22 protein-coding genes and 1 riboswitch are annotated in these 21610 nt (G+C 60.4%); of the genes, 16 read left to right on the forward strand and 6 right to left on the reverse strand.

The annotated features are described in order from the left end of the window. Positions 1-45 precede the first annotated feature (45 nt). From QM694_RS08525 to modC, 7 genes are all read left to right on the forward strand, one after another. The gene (locus QM694_RS08525) at positions 46-636 is read left to right on the forward strand and encodes an amino acid synthesis family protein (protein WP_415006511.1); all 591 of its coding nucleotides are present in this window, start codon (positions 46-48) and stop codon (positions 634-636) included. Then, on the forward strand, positions 629-2314 hold the full coding sequence (locus tag QM694_RS08530) for an alpha/beta fold hydrolase (protein ID WP_415006512.1): 1686 nt from the start codon (positions 629-631) through the stop codon (positions 2312-2314). Before QM694_RS08525 ends, QM694_RS08530 begins: the two co-directional genes overlap by 8 nt. Beyond that, positions 2311-3348, forward strand: coding sequence for an LLM class flavin-dependent oxidoreductase (locus QM694_RS08535; protein ID WP_415006513.1), 1038 nt, complete (start codon positions 2311-2313; stop codon positions 3346-3348). Before QM694_RS08530 ends, QM694_RS08535 begins: the two co-directional genes overlap by 4 nt. A 3-nt stretch (positions 3349-3351) precedes the next feature. Continuing rightward, the gene (locus QM694_RS08540; protein ID WP_415006514.1) at positions 3352-4821 is read left to right on the forward strand and encodes an aldehyde dehydrogenase; all 1470 of its coding nucleotides are present in this window, start codon (positions 3352-3354) and stop codon (positions 4819-4821) included. A gap of 79 nt (positions 4822-4900) precedes the next feature. Continuing rightward, positions 4901-5692: a molybdate ABC transporter substrate-binding protein gene (modA, locus tag QM694_RS08545; protein ID WP_415006515.1), complete on the forward strand. Its 792-nt coding sequence runs from the start codon at positions 4901-4903 to the stop codon at positions 5690-5692. A gap of 3 nt (positions 5693-5695) precedes the next feature. Further along, positions 5696-6397, forward strand: a complete 702-nt coding sequence (gene modB / locus QM694_RS08550) for a molybdate ABC transporter permease subunit (RefSeq protein ID WP_415006516.1) — start codon at positions 5696-5698, stop codon at positions 6395-6397. Then, complete coding sequence (modC, locus tag QM694_RS08555) at positions 6394-7479, forward strand: molybdenum ABC transporter ATP-binding protein (RefSeq protein WP_415006517.1); 1086 nt, start codon at positions 6394-6396, stop codon at positions 7477-7479. Before modB ends, modC begins: the two co-directional genes overlap by 4 nt. Here modC and QM694_RS08560 read toward each other — a convergent pair. Both QM694_RS08560 and gfa read right to left on the reverse strand, forming a co-directional pair. Continuing rightward, entirely contained in the window at positions 7476-7826 is a 351-nt protein-coding gene (locus tag QM694_RS08560) for a winged helix-turn-helix domain-containing protein (RefSeq protein WP_415006518.1), read from the reverse strand. The genes modC and QM694_RS08560 overlap by 4 nt on opposite strands. 54 nt (positions 7827-7880) lie before the next feature. Continuing rightward, positions 7881-8477 (reverse strand): S-(hydroxymethyl)glutathione synthase, encoded by a 597-nt coding sequence (gfa, locus tag QM694_RS08565; protein ID WP_415008596.1) that lies wholly within the window; start codon positions 8475-8477, stop codon positions 7881-7883. A 493-nt stretch (positions 8478-8970) separates the two neighbouring features. On the opposite strand from gfa, the gene QM694_RS08570 reads away from it, so the two are divergent. The 6 genes from QM694_RS08570 to QM694_RS08595 all read left to right on the forward strand — a co-directional run bounded on the left by QM694_RS08570 (position 8971) and on the right by QM694_RS08595 (position 15019). Next, complete coding sequence (locus QM694_RS08570; RefSeq protein ID WP_415006519.1) at positions 8971-9954, forward strand: ABC transporter substrate-binding protein; 984 nt, start codon at positions 8971-8973, stop codon at positions 9952-9954. A 69-nt stretch (positions 9955-10023) separates the two neighbouring features. Then, positions 10024-11559, forward strand: a complete 1536-nt coding sequence (locus tag QM694_RS08575; protein WP_415006520.1) for a sugar ABC transporter ATP-binding protein — start codon at positions 10024-10026, stop codon at positions 11557-11559. After that, complete coding sequence (locus QM694_RS08580) at positions 11552-12508, forward strand: ABC transporter permease (protein ID WP_415006521.1); 957 nt, start codon at positions 11552-11554, stop codon at positions 12506-12508. The genes QM694_RS08575 and QM694_RS08580 overlap by 8 nt, the downstream gene beginning before the upstream one ends. Further along, a complete protein-coding gene (locus QM694_RS08585) occupies positions 12508-13539 on the forward strand; it encodes an ABC transporter permease (protein ID WP_415006522.1) in 1032 nt (343 codons plus the stop codon). The genes QM694_RS08580 and QM694_RS08585 overlap by 1 nt, the downstream gene beginning before the upstream one ends. A 14-nt stretch (positions 13540-13553) precedes the next feature. Next, positions 13554-14351 (forward strand): DUF72 domain-containing protein, encoded by a 798-nt coding sequence (locus QM694_RS08590; protein WP_415006523.1) that lies wholly within the window; start codon positions 13554-13556, stop codon positions 14349-14351. Positions 14352-14428: 77 nt separating this feature from the next. After that, complete coding sequence (locus tag QM694_RS08595) at positions 14429-15019, forward strand: L,D-transpeptidase (RefSeq protein WP_415006524.1); 591 nt, start codon at positions 14429-14431, stop codon at positions 15017-15019. Between the two features lie 5 nt (positions 15020-15024). On the opposite strand, the gene QM694_RS08600 is transcribed toward QM694_RS08595, so the two are convergent. Genes QM694_RS08600 through QM694_RS08615 form a run of 4 tightly spaced genes read right to left on the reverse strand, consistent with a single transcriptional unit; the run spans position 15025 to position 17707 of the window. Continuing rightward, positions 15025-15618, reverse strand: a complete 594-nt coding sequence (locus tag QM694_RS08600) for a L,D-transpeptidase (protein WP_415006525.1) — start codon at positions 15616-15618, stop codon at positions 15025-15027. A 27-nt stretch (positions 15619-15645) separates the two neighbouring features. Next, complete coding sequence (locus QM694_RS08605) at positions 15646-15999, reverse strand: cupin domain-containing protein (RefSeq protein ID WP_415006526.1); 354 nt, start codon at positions 15997-15999, stop codon at positions 15646-15648. A gap of 2 nt (positions 16000-16001) precedes the next feature. Beyond that, positions 16002-16367, reverse strand: a complete 366-nt coding sequence (locus QM694_RS08610) for a cupin domain-containing protein (RefSeq protein ID WP_415006527.1) — start codon at positions 16365-16367, stop codon at positions 16002-16004. Continuing rightward, positions 16367-17707: a glycosyltransferase gene (locus QM694_RS08615; RefSeq protein ID WP_415006528.1), complete on the reverse strand. Its 1341-nt coding sequence runs from the start codon at positions 17705-17707 to the stop codon at positions 16367-16369. Before QM694_RS08615 ends, QM694_RS08610 begins: the two co-directional genes overlap by 1 nt. Positions 17708-18269: 562 nt before the next feature. After that, a riboswitch (cobalamin riboswitch) is annotated at positions 18270-18514 on the forward strand. Between the two features lie 192 nt (positions 18515-18706). On the opposite strand from QM694_RS08615, the gene QM694_RS08620 reads away from it, so the two are divergent. From QM694_RS08620 to QM694_RS08630, 3 genes are read left to right on the forward strand one after another with little or no spacing between them, the layout of a single operon-like run. Continuing rightward, a complete protein-coding gene (locus QM694_RS08620; protein ID WP_415006529.1) occupies positions 18707-19732 on the forward strand; it encodes an ABC transporter substrate-binding protein in 1026 nt (341 codons plus the stop codon). Beyond that, positions 19729-20769 (forward strand): FecCD family ABC transporter permease, encoded by a 1041-nt coding sequence (locus QM694_RS08625; protein ID WP_415006530.1) that lies wholly within the window; start codon positions 19729-19731, stop codon positions 20767-20769. Before QM694_RS08620 ends, QM694_RS08625 begins: the two co-directional genes overlap by 4 nt. After that, positions 20766-21575, forward strand: coding sequence for an ABC transporter ATP-binding protein (locus QM694_RS08630; RefSeq protein ID WP_415006531.1), 810 nt, complete (start codon positions 20766-20768; stop codon positions 21573-21575). The genes QM694_RS08625 and QM694_RS08630 overlap by 4 nt, the downstream gene beginning before the upstream one ends. Positions 21576-21610: the final 35 nt, after the last annotated feature.

Below are 21610 nucleotides of genomic sequence, written 5' to 3' on the forward strand. Positions count from 1 at the left end.
CAAATTGTCTTATGGTATACCAGAAGACAATCAAGGAAATTACTGATGCTCCCTTCCCTGCGCAAGACCGTGACCTTCACCGAAACCGCCTATATTGAAGGCGGCAAGGCCGCCCCCACTCCGCTTAAACTCTTCGCCGCTGCGGCAGTGCTGAAAAACCCGTGGGCCGGCAAAGGTTTTGTGGAGGATTTGAAGCCGGAAATCCGCGCCATCGCCCCTGTCCTCGGCGAGATGCTGACGAAGATGATGATCGGGATGGCAGGCTCCGGCGAAGCCATTGAGGGCTATGGCAAGGCGGCGATTGTGGGCACCGGCGGCGAGGTGGAACACGCCTCGGCGCTGATTCACACGCTGCGCTTCGGCAATCACTACCGCAAAGCCGTGGGCGCCAAGAGCTATCTCGCCTTCACCAATGTGAGGGGGCCCGCCAACACGCCCATCATGATCCCTCTCATGCACAAGATGGATGAGGGCATGCGCTCGCACTATCTGACCGTGCATTTCGCGATCCCCGATGCACCAGCGCCCGATGAGATCGTGGTGGCGCTCGGCGCCTCGATCGGCGGCAGGCCGCATCACCGGATCGGCAACCGCTACGAGGATCTGAAAGAGCTGGGCGACACCAACAATGTCTGACGCGCCCGGTCGCACCACCTGGATCGAGAAAGGAGCGGGCGAATCAATCCTGCTGATCCATGGCGTGGGGCTTCGCGCCGAAGCCTGGGAGGCGCAGATCGCGGCGCTCTCCGACACCAACCGGGTGATTGCGATGAACATGCTGGGGCATGGCGGCAGCGCGCCTCCCCCGCCCAATGCCAGCCTTGACGACTATGTCGACCAGGCCGCGCAATTGCTCCGCGAGCTGAACATTCCGGCAGCGAATGTCATCGGCCATTCCATGGGCGGGCTTGTGGCTATCGGACTGGCGCTGAAACATCCCGCCATGGTGCTGCGCCTGGGCGTGTTGAACTCCGTTTACGAACGGGGCGGCGAAGCGCGCGCGGCGGTTGAAGCGCGCGCCGCATCTCTGGGCACGATGGCCGCCGATGTGGAAAATCCGCTCACCCGCTGGTTCGGCGAGGACGAGACTGAAGCCAGACGCAAGGTGCGGCATTGGCTGAAAACGGTCGATCCGCAAGGCTACGCCGCTGCCTATCGCGTCTTCGCCAGCAGCGACCGCGTATTTTCCAGCAAGCTCGATGGCCTCGCCATGCCCGCCCTCTTCGCCACTGCATCGGGTGACCAGAACTCGTCACCCGCCATGGCGGAAGCGATGGCAACATTAGCGCCACGCGGCAAATGGCTGGTGATCGACGGCGAGCGCCACATGATGCCGATGACGGCGCCCGGCGCCGTCAACCATGCGCTGCGCAATCTTCTCGCCGAGCCGCTGAAACCCTTTGATACTCGCGAGCTTCGTTCCGCTTTCGGCTCTTTCATGACCGGCGTCACCATCGTGACGACCATCGACCAGAACGGTAACCCCAGAGGCTTCACCGCCAACTCCTTTACCTCCGTTTCACTTAATCCGCCGCTACTGCTGATCTGCATTGGCAAGAACGCCGCCAGCCGCGACACATTTTCTGCCTCTCCCGGCTTTGTGGTAAACATCCTGTCGGAAAAGCAGAAGATCACCTCCGGCATCTTCGCCTCCAAGCGCCCTGACAAATTCGCCGATGTCGCATGGCGGCAGGCGCCCTCCGGCAATCCGCTGATCGACGGCAGCGTGGCGTGGTTCGACTGCACCCGGCATGAGGTGGTGGATGCAGGCGATCACATCATCGTGCTGGGCGCGGTCCGCGCCTTCTCGCATTCCGACGCCAATCCGCTGGGCTACGCACGCGGCGGTTATGTGGCGCTAGGCCTTGAACAGGCGGCTGTGAATGCGGCCACCGGCGGCCACACCATCGTCGGCGCGATCCTTGAAAGCGAAGGCCAGCTCATCCTCACGCGCGATCAGGATGGTAAAACGCTGAGGCTTCCCGAAGTGGGGCGCACCGGCCACTCCGGCAGCGCCTCGCTGCTCCATGAATATCTGCGCCGCAACGGCATCGACACCGATCTGGGATTCCTCTTCGCCGTCTTCGAGAACCCGCAGACCAAGGTGCAATCCATCTACTACCGGGGCGATGCCACGCTGCGCGGCGATCACAGCTGCGCGCTGGTGCCCTTCGATCGCATTCCGTGGGAGCAGCTTCCCGACGAGGCGACGCGCATCATGCTGAAACGCTATGCCGACGAGCGCCTGCAGGGCCGTTTCAAAATCTATTCCGGCAGCCACGAGCGCGGACAGGTGAGGCACGTCGAACAATGAAATTCTCGCTCTTCGTTCACATGGAACGGCTGAACGCGCAGCAATCGCATCTCGAACTTTATCACGAGATGATCGATCTCTGCGAAATGGCGGACAAGGGCGGCATGCACGCCATCTGGACGGGCGAGCATCACGGCATGGACTTCACCATTGCCCCCAACCCCTTCATCACCATCGCCGATCTGGCCCACCGCGTGAAACATGCGAGGCTGGGGACCGGCACGGTGGTGGCACCGTTCTGGAACCCGATCAAGCTCGCCGGCGAAGCGGCGATGACCGACATCATCACCGGCGGCAGGCTGGACATTGGCATCGCGCGGGGCGCCTATAATTATGAATACCAGCGCCTCGCCAACAACATGGATGCGATGACGGCGGGCTCGCATCTGCGCGAAATGGTGCCCATCCTGCCGAAACTCTGGGCCGGTGACTACGCGCATGAAGGAAAGCACTGGAACTTCCCCTCCACCACCTCCTCGCCCAAGCCTTTGCAGCATGGCGGCATCCCCATCTGGGTGGCGGCGCGCGATCCCATGTCGCATGATTTCGCCATCTCCAACAATTGCCACGTGCAGGTGACGCCGCTGCATCTGGGCGACCCGGAAGTGGCGGTGCTGATGGAGCGCTTCAAGACGGCCTCTGCCGCCCATCCGGAAATCGAAAAGCGCAAGATCATGCTGCTGATGCATGGATTTGTCGGCGCCGATGCCGCGGACTGCCGCAAAGCCGCGGAAGACCTGCGGCGTTTCTATTGCTACTTCGCGGCGTGGTTCAAGAATGAGCTGCCGGTGAAGCAGGCGCTCATTCAGGAGCTTTCGGATGCCGACATGGCGGCCATGCCGCACTACGCTGCGGACAAGATGCTGGAGAACACCGTAACCGGAACACCGGAAGAGGTGATCCGCAGGCTGAAGACCTATGAGGCCATGGGCTATGACGAGTTTTCTTTGTGGATCGACTCCGGCATGACCACGGAGCGCAAGAAAGCCTCTCTTCGCCGCTTCATCGATCATGTCATGCCGGCCTTTGCCTGAGTCATGCGCAGCTTCGAACATTATATCGATGGAACATTCAGCGCGGGCACGCAGCAGTTTGAAAGCGTGAACCCAGCAACGGGCGAGACCTGGGCGCTGATGCCGCGTGCCGGAGCCGAAGATGTGGACCGCACCGTGAAGGCAGCACACCGGGCGCTCTCCGACCCCGCGTGGCGCAACCTGACCGCAACACAGCGCGGCAAGCTTCTCTACAAGCTGGCCGACCTTGTTGCCGCCAATGCTCAGACGCTCGCGGAACTCGAAACAGCCGACACAGGCAAGATCATCCGCGAAACCTCGGCGCAGATTGCCTATGTGGCGGAATACTACCGCTACTATGCAGGCCTTGCCGACAAGCTGCAGGGCGCGCACCTTCCCATCGACAAGCCGGACATGGAGGTTTGGCTCAGGCGCGAACCGATCGGCGTCGTGGCAGCCATCGTGCCGTGGAATTCGCAGTTGTTCCTCGCCGCCGTAAAGCTCGGACCTGCGCTCGCGGCGGGGTGCAGCGTGGTTCTGAAAGCAAGCGAAGATGGCCCCGCTCCGCTGCTCGCCTTCGCGAAACTCGTACAGGAGGCTGGCTTTCCGCCAGGCGTTGTGAACATCATCACCGGCTTCGGCCCGGATTGCGGATCGGTGCTGACGTCGCATCCTCTCGTGTCGCGCATCGCTTTCACCGGCGGGCCTGAAACGGCGCGCCATGTCATGCGCAACGCGGCCAATAATCTCGCCCATGTCACGCTGGAACTGGGCGGCAAATCGCCGGTCGTCGTCTTCGGTGATGCCGATCTCGACAGCACCGCCAACGCCGTGGTGGCCGGCATCTTCGCCGCCACCGGGCAATCCTGCGTGGCGGGATCGCGCCTCATCGTCGAACGGCGCGTGAAGGACCAGATGGTGCAGAAGCTCGCCGCCAAGGCGAAGGCCATCCGCATCGGCGATCCGCAGGACCGCGCTACCGAAGTCGGCCCCCTCGCAACCGCCCGCCAGCGCGATCACATTGAAGCGGTTGTCGCACAAAGCCTGAGCGCGGGGGCAAAGCTCGTCTGCGGCGGCGCGCGGCCCGAAGGCTTCGCCAAAGGCTTTTACTATTCCCCCACCATTCTCGATTGCGACGGCGTGAATTCGCCTTCCGCCGAGAAGGAATTATTCGGCCCTGTTCTGTCCGTGCTGAGCTTCGACGGTGAGCAGGAAGCCATCCGCATCGCCAATGATACGCCCTTCGGCCTGGCCTCTGGCGTATTTACCTCCAACCTGTCGCGCGCCCATCGCATGGTGCGCGATATTCATGCCGGCATCGTGTGGGTGAACACCTATCGCGCCGTATCGCCCATCGTTCCTTTTGGCGGCTTCGGCATGTCGGGCACGGGCCGCGAAGGAGGGCTGGAGTCAGTGCTGGACTATACTCGCACCAAATCCGTCTGGCTGCGCACCTCTGACGATCCGATCCCCGACCCCTTCGTGATGCGCTAAGCCGCCCCCTTGAGTTCCGTCCCACTCTGCTATAGCTGATTGGATATAGCGAACAGGAAAATGGGAGAGGACGGACATCATGAACCGCAGGCATTTTGGATTGAAACTGGCAGGCGCCATCACCGCCCTTGCCCTCACCTTCTCCACCGCCAGCGCGGCAGACAAGGTAACAGTTTTCGCCGCCGCCAGCCTGAAGAACGCGCTCGATGCGATCAGCGCCCAGTGGAAAGCCGACACCTCGAAGGAAACCGCAATCTCCTACGCCGCAAGCTCCGCACTGGCCAAGCAGGTGGAAAGCGGCGCCCCGGCTGATGTGTTCATCTCCGCCGACCTCGACTGGATGAAGTATTTGACCGACAAGAATCTTGTCACGCCGGGCACCGAGATCAAATTGCTCGGCAACCAGATCGTTCTCGTCGCGCCGAAGGATTCAACCGCCGAAGCCAAGATCGATAAGGGCTTTGACCTCGCCAAGCTGCTGAACGGCGGCAAGCTCGCCATGGGCGATGTGAAGGCCGTTCCCGCCGGGAAATATGGCAAGGCCGCGCTGGAATATCTGGGCGTCTGGGGTTCCGTCGAAAAGGACGTGGCCATGGCCGAAAACGTACGCGCCGCGCTGAAGCTCGTCGCCACGGGTGAAGCGGCACTCGGCATCGTCTACACGACGGATGCGCATGCCGAAAAAGGCGTGAAGATCATCGGCACCTTCCCCGAGGATTCACATCCCCCCATCGTCTATCCCGTTGCGGTGATTGCCGCCTCCAAGAATCCCGATGCGGCGGAGTTCGTGAAATACCTGCAGGGCGCCAAGGCGCAAGCCCTTTTCAAAGATCAGGGCTTCACCATTCTGGTGCCCGCTGCTAGCAACTAAGGCATGACCTGGTTCACGCTCAGCCCCGACGAATGGAATGCCGTCGAGCTGAGCGTGAGGGTTGCACTGGTCGCCATGGCGGCCAGCCTGCCCTTCGGCATTGCCGTGGCGTTGCTGCTGGCGCGGGGCAATTTCTGGGGCAAAAGCGCACTGAACGGCATTGTGCATTTGCCGCTCGTCCTGCCGCCCGTGGTCACGGGCTATCTCCTGCTGCTGTCCCTCGGCCGCCGCGCCCCGCTCGGCCAGTTCCTTGAACATACGTTCGGCCTTGTCTTTTCTTTCCGCTGGACGGGCGCTGCATTGGCCTGCGCGGTGATGGGCTTTCCGCTCATGGTGCGCGCCATCCGGCTTTCGATTGAGGCGGTCGACATGCGGCTTGAATCGGCGGCGGCGACCCTGGGCGCAAATCCTCTCTGGGTGTTCATCACCATCACCCTGCCACTGGCGCTGCCGGGCGTTGTGGCGGGCATGATCCTTTGTTTCGCCAAGGCCATGGGAGAGTTTGGCGCCACCATCACCTTCGTATCAAACATTCCCGGTGAAACGCAAACGCTGCCCTCCGCCATCTATACCTATACGCAGGTGCCGGGCGGCGATGCCGGTGCGCTTCGGCTGACGGCCATCTCGGTGGCGATTTCATTGCTGGCACTGATTGCGTCTGAAATTTTTGCGCGCCGCGTGAGCAGCCAGATTTCGCCGGCATGACGCTCTCGGTCGCCATCAGGCACCAGCTCGGCGCTTTGGCGATGGACGTGGCGTTTGAGAGCGAAGGCGGCCTGACCGCCATCTTCGGATCATCGGGTTCAGGCAAAACCTCCGTCATCAATGTCATCGCCGGGTTGATTTACCCCGGCTTTGCCCGCATCGTGATGGATGATCTGGTGCTGGAGGATACCGAAAGGAACATATCGATTCCCGTTCACAAGCGCCGCATTGGTTATGTGTTTCAGGAAGCCCGGCTGTTTCCGCATCTCACGGTGGCGCAGAACCTGGCTTTTGGCCGCTGGTTCAGCCCCGAGGCCGGGCGCTATGCCAAGCGCGATCAGGTGATTGACCTGCTGGGGATCGGCAGCCTTCTTCAGCGCAAGCCCGCCCGCCTGTCGGGTGGCGAGAAACAGCGCGTGGCCATCGGCCGCGCACTTCTCGCCTCACCGCGCCTTTTGCTCATGGATGAGCCACTGGCCTCACTCGACCAGCCGCGCAAGGCCGAGATCATGCCCTTCATCGAACGCCTTCGCGATGAATTGCACATTCCGATCCTCTATGTCAGCCACTCCATCAATGAAGTGATGCGGCTTGCCAATACGGTGGCAGTGCTGAATGCCGGGAAGCTCGTGGCGTTCGGCCCCGCAGCGGAAGTGGCGCAGCGTCTTGACCTCTTGCAATCGGAAGACGGCGATGAGGGCGGCACCCTGCTCACCATGCAGGTTGTATCTTACGATGCCGAATTTGACATGACCGAACTGAAATCCGCCAATGGTTCCGCGCGCGTGCCTGGCCACATTGGAAAATCCGGCGACTCGGTGCGCATCCGCATCCGGTCACGCGATGTCATGCTGGCAACCGAAAAGCCGAAACACATCAGTGCACTGAACATCTTTTCCGGCACCGTCGCCGGGATGGACAATGTCGGAACCTCTGGTGTCGCCGTAAAAATCGATTGTGGCGGCGATATCATCCTCTCCCGCATCACCCGCGCCTCTGCGGCGGCGTTGAAACTGGCGATGGGGTGCAAAGCCTATGCGATTGTCAAAGCCGTTTCCGTGGCCTCAGCCACGCGCGTCTAGGGGCGCGGCACTTCCCGGCTCAGGGCGCTGAGATGGGTTTCGACCGCCTGCGCCGCCGCCCGCTCCATGGCGCGATAGCGCGTGACGAGGCCTAAGCCAAAGGGCGTCAGTGTAGCGCCGCCACCCTTTGCGCCGCCGGTCTTGGAAATTACCACCGGCTGGCCAAAAATACCGTTGAGCTCTTCAATCAGTTCCCATGCCCGCCGGTAGGACATATCAAGCGCCCGGCCGCCAGCCGAAATCGAACCCAGCGCAGCGATCTGTTCGAGAAGTTGGATCTTGCCCGGCCCCACCCGCGAGTCCGGCCCGAAATCGATGCGAATGCTGAGCTTTGCTGAATCGGCCATCTTGCTACCGCTCGAAGGTCCGGCGCGCGACACCGCGCGCCGGCACTCTGCTGCCTATTCCTTGATGACGCCCGAAGCCTTGGCCGCCGCGGTCGCTAGATAATCCATCAATGGCGGCGACAGGCAATCGAAGGGCGGCAATCCGACCTGCCTCAGCCTCGCACGAACGGCGCCCATCTTGGCGGGATCAAACCCACCCTCGATGATCGATGACACGAAAGCCGCGAATGTGGGCGGCGACCAGCCTTTATCCTCGGACAACTCCGTATGGACAAAATCAAGCCCATGGAACGGATGACCCACCTTCTCCACGCGGCCATACATATGCGTGCCGCAGCCGGAGCAGGCATGGCGCTGGATCGTCGCGTTGGAGTCCACAATCTGCAGCTTGTGGCCATTTGCCGTCACTTCAAGCTTGTCGCGTGGCACGACCGCCACCACGGAGAACACCGCGCCGGCGGGCTTCCAGCATTTGGTGCAGCCGCAGGCGTGATTGTGAGCGGATTGCGCCGCGATGGAGACGATAACCTTGTCTTCCGCGCAATGGCAGGCAAGCGTGCCGCCGGCAAAATTCGGCGCAGCGCGGCGGAACACGCCGCGGTCAATCATCGGATGCAGCGAAACGGGCGGGCTGCCAGCCCGGCGCGCCAGTGCGGCCTTGCGTGCGGCGGGGCCTTTCTTCGCCGGGCCCTTTCGGGCACCAGCAGCTTTTCTTGCTGCCGGGCCTTTTTTTGCAGGACCCTTTTTGCCCGGGCGTTTCGCGCCTGGCTTCCGTGCTGCTTTCAATGCCATTCCATTCCTCCTCGGTGTTCAGCCATTACCGGCGCGCATCATGCCGGACGGACGTTTCGCCGGATTACAGCGACTCCGCGGATTGTACTATGCGCCATTTTCCCAGATGCGGAAACCGCAGATGCAAAGGAGCCTGGTATTGCAAGCTGGCCATGCCTGCGCGAAGAGCCGATTGTGCAAATGCAGCATCGGAATGCTGCGGCGCAAATATCATTATCGCTTGACGGACAATAATGCCCACGTGCTTATTGGCGGGCAGAAGCGCCCGGCAAGAGGCACTTTGCGTCCGGGCCGCAACGGCGCTGAACGCCCCAAAAACTTTTGTCATACAAATGAGAATGTGGAGGACAGAATGACCTATTCACGCCGCAACATCCTGCAGATCGGCGCCGGCGCGGCCCTGATCGGCGGATTCGGTTTCCGGGCTGCCTATGCCGCCCTTCCCACGCTGAAGAAGAAGGATAGCTACAAGGTTGGCTTCGCGCAGACGGAAAGCAACAACCCGTGGCGCCTGGCACAGACGCAGAGCATGAAAGATGAAGCGGCCAAGCGCGGCTGGCAGCTCGTCTACACCGACGCCGCCGGTTCTGCCGCCAAGCAGGTTGCCGACGTGCGCTCGATGATCGCCCAGAAGGTGGACGTGATTCTCCTCTCTCCGCGCGAGGAAAAGCCCCTCATCCCGGCGGTCATGGAGGCCAAGAAGGCTGGCATCCCGATGATCCTCGTCGACCGCAACGTCGACCAGTCCCTCGCCAAGGCTGGCGAAGACTACGCTGCCTTCATCGGCTCGGACTTCATCAAGGAAGGCAACATGGCGGCGGAGGTTCTGACCAAGGCCATGGGCGGAAAGGCCAAGCTCATCGAACTGCAGGGCACCACGGGGTCTTCTCCCGCCAATGACCGCAAGACAGGCTTCATGGACTACATCAAGGCCTATCCCGGCATGGAGATCATCGCCTCGCAGTCCGGCGACTTCGCGCGCGACAAGGGCCGCCAGGTCTTCGAGACACTCTATCAGGCGCATCCCGAAGCCACCGCGCTCTATTCGCACAACGACGAGATGACCATGGGCGCCATCGCCGCCATGGAAGCGGCGGGCAAGGTGCCGGGCAAGGATCTCATCATCGCCACCATCGACGGCACGAAGGACGCCGCCCAGGCCATTCTCGATGGCAAAGTGCTGGTGTGCGTTGAGTGTAACCCGAAGTTCGGCCCCGCCGCCTTCGCTGCCATCGCGAAAATGGCAGACGGCGAGAAGCTTGCCCCGCGCCTCGTGAACACCGATCGCGTGTTCACCAAGGAAAACGTGGCAGCCTATCTGCCGGAAGCCTTCTGAGGCTTTTGCATAGTTCTCTTGGCTGGCGGGGCCTTCTGTGCCCCGCCAGTTTCATCTAAGGATGACGTGATGACGGAAACTGCTCCCCTCCTCGCAATGGACAGGATTTCGAAAAGCTTCGGCGGCATGCCAGCGCTGATTGAGGCTTCACTGGTGGTGCAGCCCGCCGAAGTCATGGGGCTGATCGGCCAAAACGGTGCCGGCAAATCTACCATGATCAAGATCCTCAACGGCGCGTATCAGAAGGATTCCGGCACAATCACCTTCGCGGGCGCTCCATGGAATGCGCGCTCGCCGCAACAGGCGCAGCGTCACGGCATCAGCACGATCTTTCAGGAGATCAACCTCATCCACCTCCGCTCAGTGGCGGAGAATATCTATCTCGGCCGCGAGATCAAAAAGGCTGGGGGCTTTCTCGACTGGCACAAGATGAACCAGGGCGCCGCCACCCTTCTGAAGCGCTTCGATGTGGAGATCGACGTCAGCGCGCCGCTTGGCAATTATTCAACGGCCATCCAGCAGATGGTGGCCATCGCCCGGGCCCTCTCGTTCGACGCCCGCCTCGTCATCATGGACGAGCCGACCTCTTCGCTCGATGAAGCGGAAGTGGAAATCCTGCTTCGCACCATCCGCCAACTCAAGGCGGATGGCGTGGCGGTGATCTATGTCAGCCACAAGCTCGACGAGCTTTATGAAATCTGCGACCGTGTGACGGTCATGCGCGATGGCCGCACCGTTGCTGTCGCCGCCATGAAGGACATGACCAAGCTACAACTCGTCGCCGCCATGCTGGGCCGCGATCTCGCGGAAGTGCGGGCGTCTGGCGCCACAGCCTTCACGGATGAACACGGCAAGATCGGCAATACCTTGCTGGAAGCCGCGCACCTCGCCGAAGGCCGCCGCGTGCGGGACGTTTCGCTTTCCGTCAAAACCGGTGAAATCGTCGGCCTCGCGGGATTGCTGGGATCTGGCCGCACCGAAGCCGCGCGGCTGATTTTTGCCGCGGATCGCAAGACCGGCGGTACAGTGAAAATGGCAGGCGCCAAGGAACATTTCCACACGCCGCCAGACGCAATAGAAGCCGGCATCGGCCTGTGCACGGAAGACCGGAAGCTTCAGGGCATCATCCCGGAAATGTCGGTGGGCGACAATCTCACCATGGCGCTGATGCCGGCGCTTGCCCGCTCGGGCATCGTCAACGAACAGCGCCAGCGTGAGGTGGTGCTGCGCTTCATCAAGGAACTGGGTATCAAATGTTCAGGCCCAGACCAGCGCATCCGCGAACTCTCCGGCGGCAATCAGCAGAAGGTGCTTCTGGCCCGCTGGATTTGCATGAATCCCCGCCTTCTCATTCTCGACGAGCCGACGCGCGGTATCGACGTCGGCGCCAAGGCGGAAATCCAGTCGCTGATCCGCAGGCTGGCCAATCAGGGGCTGGGCGTTCTGATGATTTCTTCCGAACTTGAGGAAATCATCGAAGGCGCCGACCGCGTCTTCGTGCTGCGCGATGGCCGGAGCGTTGCCGAATTGCCGAAAGACCGGATCAGCGAGGCGAATGTGATGCATGCCATGGCGCATGGCGGAGAAACAGCGCCCCATGCCTGACCGGACGAAATTGCTCCAGCGCTACGGCGTTCTGGCCGCCCTCATTCTTCTCATCATCTTCAATCTCATCGTGACGCCGAACTTCGCCACGCTGCAGACGCTTTCGGTGAACCTCACGCAGGTCTGCACCATCGTCATCGTCGGTACTGGTATGACGCTGGTGATCGCCACTGGCGGCATTGATCTCTCCGTCGGATCGCTGATGGCGATCGCCGGTGCCCTGTCGCCGATGATTTTCATGAGTACGCTGTTCCCCATCTCAAACATTTATCTCGCGGTGGCATTGGGCATTGCCATTCCCATTGTGGTGGCGGGCATCTTCGGCCTGTTCAACGCCTGGCTCATCACTCGATTCTCGATCCAGCCCATCGTGGCGACGCTCGTTCTTTTCATCGCCGGGCGCGGCATCGCGCAGGTGTCAACCAACGGAAATTTGCAGGTGTTTGTCGTCCCACAGTTCCAGGCCGTGGCGCTGGGCCGGGTCTTGGGAATCCCCTTCCAGGTGTGGATCATGCTGGCGGTGGTGATTGTCGCAGCCTTTGTCTTGCGGCGCACCGTGCTGGGCCGTCAGATTTTGGCGGTGGGTGGCAACGAGGTGGCGGCCCGCCTCACGGGCGTTCCCGTCGCTCGCGTCAAATATTTTGTCTATGGCATCTGCGGCCTGCTCAGCGGCATCGCAGGGCTTATCGTAATTGCCATGAATTCGGCGGCGGACGCCAATCTCGTCGGACAGGGCATGGAGCTTGATGCCATCGCCGCCGTCGTCGTAGGTGGCACGCTCCTAACCGGCGGCCGCGCCACCATCATCGGCACATTGCTTGGCGCGCTCGTCATCCAACTCGTGCGTTATTCGCTTCTGGCCAACGGCGTTCCGGATGCAGCGGCCCTGGTCGTGAAGGCGGGCCTGATCGTTCTCGCCGTCTGGCTACAACGGCAGGAGCAGGCCTGATGCTGAAACGCCTCCACATCACGCCAACGCTGGCTGTCGTTCTCGTGCTGCTGCTTCTCGTTGCCTTCGGTGCATTCCGCTACGATGGTTTCCTCGGCGCCTATAATGTGCAGACGGTGCTGCGCTATAATTCCATGTTCGCGCTCGTCGCACTGGGCATGTGCTTCGTGATCATGACGGGCGGCATTGATCTTTCGGTGGGTTCGGTCTCGGCCATGTCGAGCGTTGTCGCGGCCCTCTTGAGTCCCTATGGCCTGATCCCCGGCGTTTTGGGCGGGTTGGGCGCAGGCATGCTGGCCGGCATCCTCAACGCCACACTGATCACCCGGCTGAAAATCCTTCCCTTCATCGCCACCCTCGCCACCATGCTGGCAGCGTCGGGCACCGGGCTTCTGCTCGCCAACAACCAGTCGGTGTCAGTGTCTTATGACACAGCCTTCACCACGCTAGGGCAAGGCGAACTGCTGAGCTTCATGCGCCCGGACTGGGTCGACGCCGACGATGCGGGGATTCTGGCGCAAGCTTGGGGCTTCTTCCTTGGCTTCCCAACCCCGGCTTGGATCGCACTCGCCGCTTACATCGCCGGCGGTGTAGTGCTGAACCACACATCCTTCGGCCGTCACGTTCTGGCCGTTGGCGGCGGCACGGAAGCCTCGCGCCTGATGGGCCTGCCCGTCGACCGCACCATCTTCTCGGTCTACGTCATATCAGGCGCCTGCGCCGGCATGGCGGGCGTCATCCTCGCCTCGCAATTCGGCGCCGGGCAACCCATTGAGGGCATCGGCTGGGAACTCTTCGCCATCGCCTCCGTGGTGGTGGGCGGAACGCTGCTGGCGGGTGGCCGCGGCTCGATTGGGGGCACACTGGCCGGTGCGTTGCTGCTCGGGCTCATCTTCACCATCCTCAACTTTGAAAATGGGATGGGATGGATTTCGCTCTCCGCCTATTGGCAGTCTGTGGTGCGCGGGCTATTCCTGCTGATCGTCGTCATCCTGCAATCGCGCCTGACGAAGCTCCCCGCCAAAGCCTGAAACCGGAGTCCGCCATGGCGAATGATGTTGCCTCCCGCATTCATATCGGCATCGGCGGATGGACCTTCGAGCCATGGCGCGGCCCCTTCTACCCGGAAGGCCTGGCCCAGAAGCGCGAGCTTGAATATGCCAGCCGCAAGCTCACCTCGATCGAGATCAATGGCACTTATTACGGCTCTCAGAAGCCCGAGAGCTTCGCCAAATGGCATGCCGAAACACCGGAGGGTTTCATCTTCGCCGTCAAGGGCCCGCGCTTTGCCACCAACCGAAAGGATTTGGGCGAGGCCGGTTCCTCCATCGAACGTTTCTTTTCCAGCGGCGTGATGAACCTGAAAGAAAAGCTGGGGCCTATCAACTGGCAGTTCATGGGCACGAAAAAATTCGACGCCGCCGATTTCGAGAAGTTTCTCAAGCTGCTGCCGAAATCGGTTGAAGGCCAGAAACTCCGCCACGCCGTCGAAGTGCGCCACGAAAGTTTCCGCAATCCCGAATTCGTCGCCATGGCAAAGCACTATGGCGCTGCCATCATCATCGCTGCGGATTCAGACTATCCGCAGATCGCCGATGTCACTGCGCCCTTCGTCTATGTGCGCATCATGGGAACAACGGAAAGCGAGCCGAAAGGCTATTCAGGCGCAGCACTGAAAACATGGGCCGCCAGAGCAACGGAATGGGCAAAAGGTGAAACGCCGCTCAAGACCGTGAGCCCTCATTCCGCAAGCCCGGAAGGCCGCGACGTGTTTTTGTATGTCATCAGCGGCCACAAGGAAAAGAATCCCGCCGCTGCCATGGCGCTCATGGAATTGATCTGAGCACACTGCTACGCCCCCATTGATCAGCGTCCACAGCGGCGGTAGGAAAGCTGCCGTTGCAGGAATCGGGGGACTTCATGTTGCTCTCACGTCGCGGGTTGGTCGCATCTCTGGTTGCTCTGGCATCTCTGCCATCGCGCGCCATGGCGCTCACGGGCGAACCTTTCCCCGTCTTTGATTCCGACGAGCAGAAAATCCCCTACAAATACCGGCGCCGCGATGTGGATTATCCCAGCAGCGAACCGGCTGGAACCATAGTCGTCGATCCCAAGGACCGCTTCCTCTATCTGATCCTCGGCAATGGCAAGGCCACGCGCTTTGGCGTTTCGGTGGGCAAGGAAGGCAAGGCGTGGTCCGGCGAGGCGGTGATCAAGAAGATGGTGAAGTGGCCGGTTTGGGTGCCCACGCCGGAACATCTGGCGGCGCACCCCGCGCTCGCCAAATGGATTCACGGCATGCCCGGCGGCCCGCAAAACCCCATGGGCGCACGCGCCATGTATCTCTATCAGGGCGACGTGGACACGGTGTTCCGCATTCACGGCACCAGCGATTTGTCCTTTATCGGCAAATACGCCACTGCCGGCTGCATCAGCCTCATCAATGTCGACGTGATCTATCTCTATGACCGGGTGCAGATCGGCACGCGCGTGGTGGTTTTGCCGGGCTGAGCCCGTCAGGTTCCCTCTGCCAGCACGATCACCTTTGATCCCACCGGCACGCGCCGGTAGAGTTCAATCACATCCTGACTGATCATGCGGATGCAGCCTGAAGACGCATTGGTGCCGATCGACATTGGCTCCGTGGTGCCATGGATGCGATAAAGCGTGTCATTACCGTTCTGGAACAGATAAAGCGCCCGGGCGCCGAGAGGATTGTCGTAGCCGCCGGGCATGCCATTGGCCCATTTCGCCTTTTCGGGATGACGCTCGATCATTTCCTTGGGCGGCGTCCAGCGCGGCCACATTACCTTGCGGCCGACATCGGCCTGCCCCGCCCAGCGGAAACCATCCTTGCCCACGGCGCAGCCCCAGCGGATGGCGCTGCCACCTTCCACCACCAGATAAATCTGCCGCGCTGCAGTATCGACAATCACCGTGCCCGGAAATTGCCGGCCCGTGTATTGCACGACAGAGGGCCGGAACTGGGGTTTTAATTTGCTATAGTCGAACGGCGGCAACGGATAGGGATCATCCGCAGCATCGGCAAATGCGGGGCGGGCGATCAGGCAACTCCCCAGCCCGGCCAGGATAGCGCGGCGGTTCAGCATGGTTTTCTCCATCGGAAAAATGTTCCTTCAACGGATCATATACACCTTGCGGATCGTTTCGTGCACCTTACAAGTGCCGCGCCAGTCCTTAGGAAAAAAGGCGACCGTATCGGGCACGATCTCGATCACCTCGCCGCTTTCATGCGTATAGGTCGAACGGCCAAGCAGGAAATGACAGAATTCGTCACGGGTGACGTGGCAATTCCAGTAGCCCGGCGTGCAGATCCAGATGCCGGTTTCACTTTCGCCATTCGGTCCCTTGGAGAGCAGGATTCCGGATGTGTGGGACTGGCCTTCGATCATGGTGGGGATGACACCCCAGTCCTTGAAGGGGCCAGGATAGGCGGCGGGATTGCGCAGATGCGGGGCTGATGATGTCATGATCAGGCCAGCATATAGACGTTGCGCATGGTTTCGTGAACGGTGCAGATGCCTGTCCATCCCGACGGAAAGAGCACCACTGTGCCGGCCGTTACTTCGATCACCTCGCCGCTCTCGTGGGTGTAAGTGGCATGGCCGGAGACGAAGTGACAGAGTTCATCGCGAGGAATCGAGAGCGGCCACGTTCCCGGCGTACATTGCCAGAGGCCGGATTCCGGCTGCCCGCCGGGCCCTTTCCACAGCAGAACGCCATCGCTTTTTGAGTTGCCGGAGATGGGATCGGGCTGATGGCCCCAGTCCTTCAGCGGACCTGCATAGGTAGCAGGGGCCTCGATGTGAGGCGCGGTTGAGTTGAGATTGTTTGGCATCAGGCAATTTTCCGGCGGCTGACCTTGTCAATTACGGTGGCTGCTTTGGTCGGCCCGTGCTTGGCGTGCATGGCTTTTGAAGTCTTTTTCAGTTTTGCCTTCATCTTCCTGTCGCTGACCATGTGCATGATCTTCGCCGCAAGTTCTGCATCCGTCCAGTTGTAGCGGTCAAGCTTAAACCCGTGGCCCGTCTCTTCAACGCGCGTCGCATTGTCGTGCCCGTCCCAGACATAGGGCATGACGATAGCGGGCTTGCCGAAATAGAGGCATTCGGTGAAGGAATTGTTGCCGCCATGATGGATCACGCCATCCACTTTCGGAATCACGGAAGGCTGCGGAAACCATCTATCGATCACGACGTTCGGCGGAATATCCGTGTACTGATCGAGATAGTCACCGACATTGACGATGGCGCGCACAGGCATCTTGCCGAAGGCAGAGATCAACCGCTTGAGAAGATCCGTATCGCCCGAGCCAAGCGAGCCGAACGAGACATAGAGCAGCGGGTCTTTCTGATTGAAAAATGCCGGGACCACATAGGGCTTTTCCTTGCGCACGCAGCCTTCAAGATATTGATACTGGCTGGCCGGCAACTTGTGGCGGCGCTTGAATTTCACGGCGCTCGGATAAAGCAGGATATTCATGTGCGGCGAAGATTCAAAGAACTGGCCGAGAGGATATTTCTTTTCGCCAACGGATTTCAGGAATTCGTTGAATCCGTCATGGATTGGCCTGATGACCTCTTTGAAATGCTTGCGGTAACGCGCCTGGGCCTTCTTGTCATTGGCGCCTGCGCCTGAAAGATGCGGCGGAATATCAGGATCTTCGATCTCATTCTCTGAACACGAGATGATGCGAATCCACGGCTTTTTGTTTTCCTTGGCGTAACGCTTGATGGCTGGAAACAGGATCACATTGTCGACGCACACCACGTCCGGCCTGATCTTGGCGAGAACGGCGGGGAGATCCTTTTCCGCCCACTTGGCAGTCTCAACGATCATGCCCCAGCAGTCTTTCACATAATTGTCGATCTGCTCGTAGGGCGTCTTGCGGAAGTTGGCGATATGGCCGTTGATGAATTCGCCCCAGAATTTCGCCATGTCTTCCGGCGGCAAGGGCTCCGAAAGATTGACGGGATGAACCTCGAAGCCATATCCGCGATAGACATCGGCAAAGCCCGGATCGGACAGGAACACTACCTTGTGTCCCAGCTTCTTCAGTGCCTGTCCGATTCCAACGGAGTTCAGCGCCGGGCCGAAGGCCGCCTCGGGAAACAGTGCAATAGTCTTTTTCTTTGGCCTGGGCTTCGCTGGAGCCTTTTTCTTCGCAATACGCGCCATATGCGCCTCCCGCCGGAATCACCTTGCAGACAGTTTCTTGTGGAACAGATGATCAAGTCAATTCCGCCCGAGACCGACGCGGCGCTACGGAAAAAATCGATCCAAAAGACGGGAGGTTCTTGCGTATTTGATATGGTAGCGGGAGAGGGAGTTGAACCCCCGACCCCAGGATTATGATATCTGTATTACTCAAACATGTTCAATAGCTTATAGAGTTTCAGAATGTCTAGATCGCAACTCGAAGACTAGTAAATTCGCCCTTTTGTCTAGACTATGAGAACTCCACAGCATCATGGAGTAACCTGGTCAAGCCGAATGTCTTGCGGTTGTGTGGTTGAAGGAGGAGGCACCAGATAGTGTTCATACAGGCGGCATTCCCCTGAGAGACATCGAAGCCTTTTAGGACTTCTATACATAGCCCGCATTCGGCCAATCCCTAAGACTCGAGCCGTGCCCCATTTCGGGGGTGAAACTTTGATCGCAAAATCCCACAACATCATCCGGCACGATGGTCGAGGGAGTTCGGAATTCAAGACACTGTATTGACCCTCAACCGTAAGTCTATATGTTCGCCTCAGACGGTCCATCCGGGCCGAAAAGGCCCGGAAGGATAATAGGGAACACGGTAAGGACGACCCAACAGGGGCCGAATCCGTGGCTGCCCCCGCAACTGTATGCGGATCGTGGATCATCGTCTGCTGCTTTCGGGCAGCAGGCCACTGGGAAGCCTGAAACGGCAGCCCGGGAAGGCAGATGGTCCACAATGATCCGCGAGCCAGGAGACCTGCCGTCATCATCGCAGTCCATTGAACGGGCGGGGTTGCCCGGAAGGAAACGGTTATGACGCACGTCTTCTCCTGTGCTGAACGATCTACATTTCCCTTGCATCGGATGAATTGCCCGCGCGGGCGTTAGTCTCGAGACGCAATGCAACCCCACAGGCCTACTCGCAAAAGCCTGCGCGATGCCGTCCATCTTCCCCAACAGCAAGGAAATCAGATGATCAAGACAGCAATCATGCGAACGTCGTTCGCGGCCACATTGGCGCTCTTTGCGCTCTCCTCCGTAGCTCATGCCCACCCCACCCAATATCCGCTCACGGTCAAGAATTGCGGCGTGGATGTCACCTTCGGCAAGGCGCCGGAAAGCGTGGTGACCGTTGGCCAGGCAGCCACGGAAATTCTCTATGCCCTCGGCCTGGCTGACAAGGTGAAAGGCACCTCCGTGTGGTTCACCGAAGTCCTGCCAGAATACAAGGATATCAATGCCAAGATTGAGCGGCTTGCAGATAACGACCCCAGCTTTGAAAGCGTCGTTGCCAAAAGACCCGGCGTGGTGGCGGTGGAATATGAATGGCATGTGGGGCCGAAAGGCATTGTCGGCACGCGCGAGCAGTTCCGTGATGTCGGCATTCCCACCTACATCCTGCCTGCGGATTGCTGGAACAAGGACAATGCCACGGGCTCCGATGGAACCCGCTCGGCGCTCTTCACCATGGACAGCGTCTATGCCGGCGTGACGGGACTGGCCGAGATTTTCGACGTGCAGGATCGCGGTGAAAAACTTGTCGCGGATTTAAAGGTACGCGAAGCACAGGCTGTCGCTAAGGCGAAAGCGCTCAACCTGCACGATGCGTCGGCTGTCTTCTGGTTCTCATCGCCCGACATGAAGGCCGACCCGTTCGTCGCCGGCCGTCAGGGCGCACCGGGCTACATGATGGACACGCTGGGCCTGAAGAATATTGTCGACAGCAACGAGGAATGGCCGCAGGTGAGTTGGGAGACAATTGCCCGCGCCAATCCATCGGTAATCGTCATCGCCAAGATGGAGCGCCGCCGCTTCCCGGCGGATGACTACCAGAAAAAGCTCGAGTTCCTGAAAACCGATCCGGTTGCCAGCCAGATGGACGCGGTGAAGAACAACCGCATCGTCATCATGGATGCTCATGCCATGGATCCATCGATCCGCAATGTCATGGCGCTTGAAACCCTGGCCAACGCACTTCCCGCGTTTGGGCTGAAATGACAGCAAGGGCGGGTCTCGGCACTTTGTCCCGGCCTGTTTTGGCCTTTGGGCTGCCGGGGCTTGCCCTTCTTTTGATCGCGATATTTGCAGGGGTGGTAATCGGGGAAACACCGCTGTCTTTGCGGACAGTCATCGCCGTCTTTGCCAATCATTTCTGGAATGCCGGAAACAACCTCGATCCCATCGACGCCGGCATTATCTGGAATTACCGGCTGCCGCGCACCGTGGTTGCGGCATCCTGCGGCGCAGGGCTGGCGCTATCGGGGGTGGTGCTGCAATCCCTCGTGCGTAATGCCCTTGCCGATCCCTACCTCCTCGGCGTATCGGCCGGTGCCTCGACGGGTGCGGTTGCAGTTGCCCTGCTCGGGCTGGGCGGAGGGCTGATCGGCATTTCAACCGGCGCTTTCGCGGGCGCGGCTCTGGCGTTTCTTCTGGTGGCTCTCCTGGCGAAGGCCGCAGGCGGAGGCCCGACGCAACTCGTCCTTGCGGGTATTGCCGGATCGCAGCTGTTCAACGCGCTCACATCCTTCTTCATCGCCAAATCCGCCAATGCGGAGCAGGCACGCGGTATCATGTTCTGGCTGTTGGGCAATCTTTCTGGCGTGCGCTGGCCGGATGTGATGCTCGCGATTCCAGCCGCAGTGCTGGGATTCAGTGTTTGCCTGTTCCATGCGCGCGCTCTGGATGCGTTCACGTTCGGCGCTGATTCCGCCGCCGCCCTGGGCATTCCTGTCCGGCGCGTGCAGGCGGCGCTCATTGCGGCGGTGACGTTGATGACCTCGATCATGGTGAGCCTTGTGGGCTCGATCGGATTTGTCGGTCTCGTCATTCCTCATGCCATGCGATTCATGGTTGGTGTCAGGCAGCTGCGGCTCATTCCCGCTTCCGCACTGGCAGGTGCACTGTTCATGGTCGCGGCGGATGTGGTGTCCCGCCTCCTCATCAAGGGGCAAGTCGTTCCCATCGGAGTCGTAACAGCCCTCGTTGGTGCGCCGGGCTTTGCCATGATCCTCATCCACAGCCGGAAAAGCAGATGAAGCTCTTGGCGGACAAGGCGGGTTGGTCGGTCAAGGGCAAGTCCATCGTTTTGGGCGTCACATTGGCAGTTGAATCCGGTGAAACATTCGGCATTGTCGGACCCAATGGCTCCGGCAAATCCACGCTGCTCCGCCTGCTCGCGGGGCTGCTGCCCCATCCGCAAGGAACCGTGGAGTTGGATGGAACCCCCTTGGCCAGCCTTCCGCGCCGTGACATCGCCCGGCGCATCGCACTCGTCGAGCAGCAGGCTGAACCCGCCGAGGCACTCACGGTGAGAGACGCTGTGGAACTGGGCCGCACGCCGTGGCTTTCGGCATTCTCTGTTTCATCACATGCCGATGCTGAAGCCGTCGATGAGGCTTTGCGGCTGGTCGGCATGACGGCGATGGCGGAGCGCAACTGGGCCACGCTCTCAGCCGGCGAACGGCAGCGGGTTCACATTGCCCGCGCGCTGGCGCAAAGCCCCAGCCTCCTGCTGCTGGACGAGCCAACCAACCACCTCGATATTCATCACCAGCTTGCGCTCATGCGGCTGATCAGCCGGTTGCCGATCACCGTGGTGATGGCGATCCATGACCTCAACCAGGCGATGGGCTGCGATCGATTGGGAGTTATGGCGGATGGCCGGCTTGCGGCCTGCGGGCGACCTGACGACGTTTTGACACCCGAACGGCTGGAAACCGTGTTTCAGGTTGGCGTGAGAAAGATCGTCGATCCCTTGGACGGCGGCGCTCTGCTCAGGTTCCGCAGCCTGGAGGACGAGCGGCAAAACGAATTTGACCCTCATTCACAAGTGCCGTCCTGAAGGCTATGATCATGGTGGTCTTCTTTCGGAGGCAC

Origin of the sequence: Aestuariivirga sp., assembly GCF_047602625.1 — a bacterium.
GTDB lineage: Bacteria > Pseudomonadota > Alphaproteobacteria > Rhizobiales > Aestuariivirgaceae > Aestuariivirga.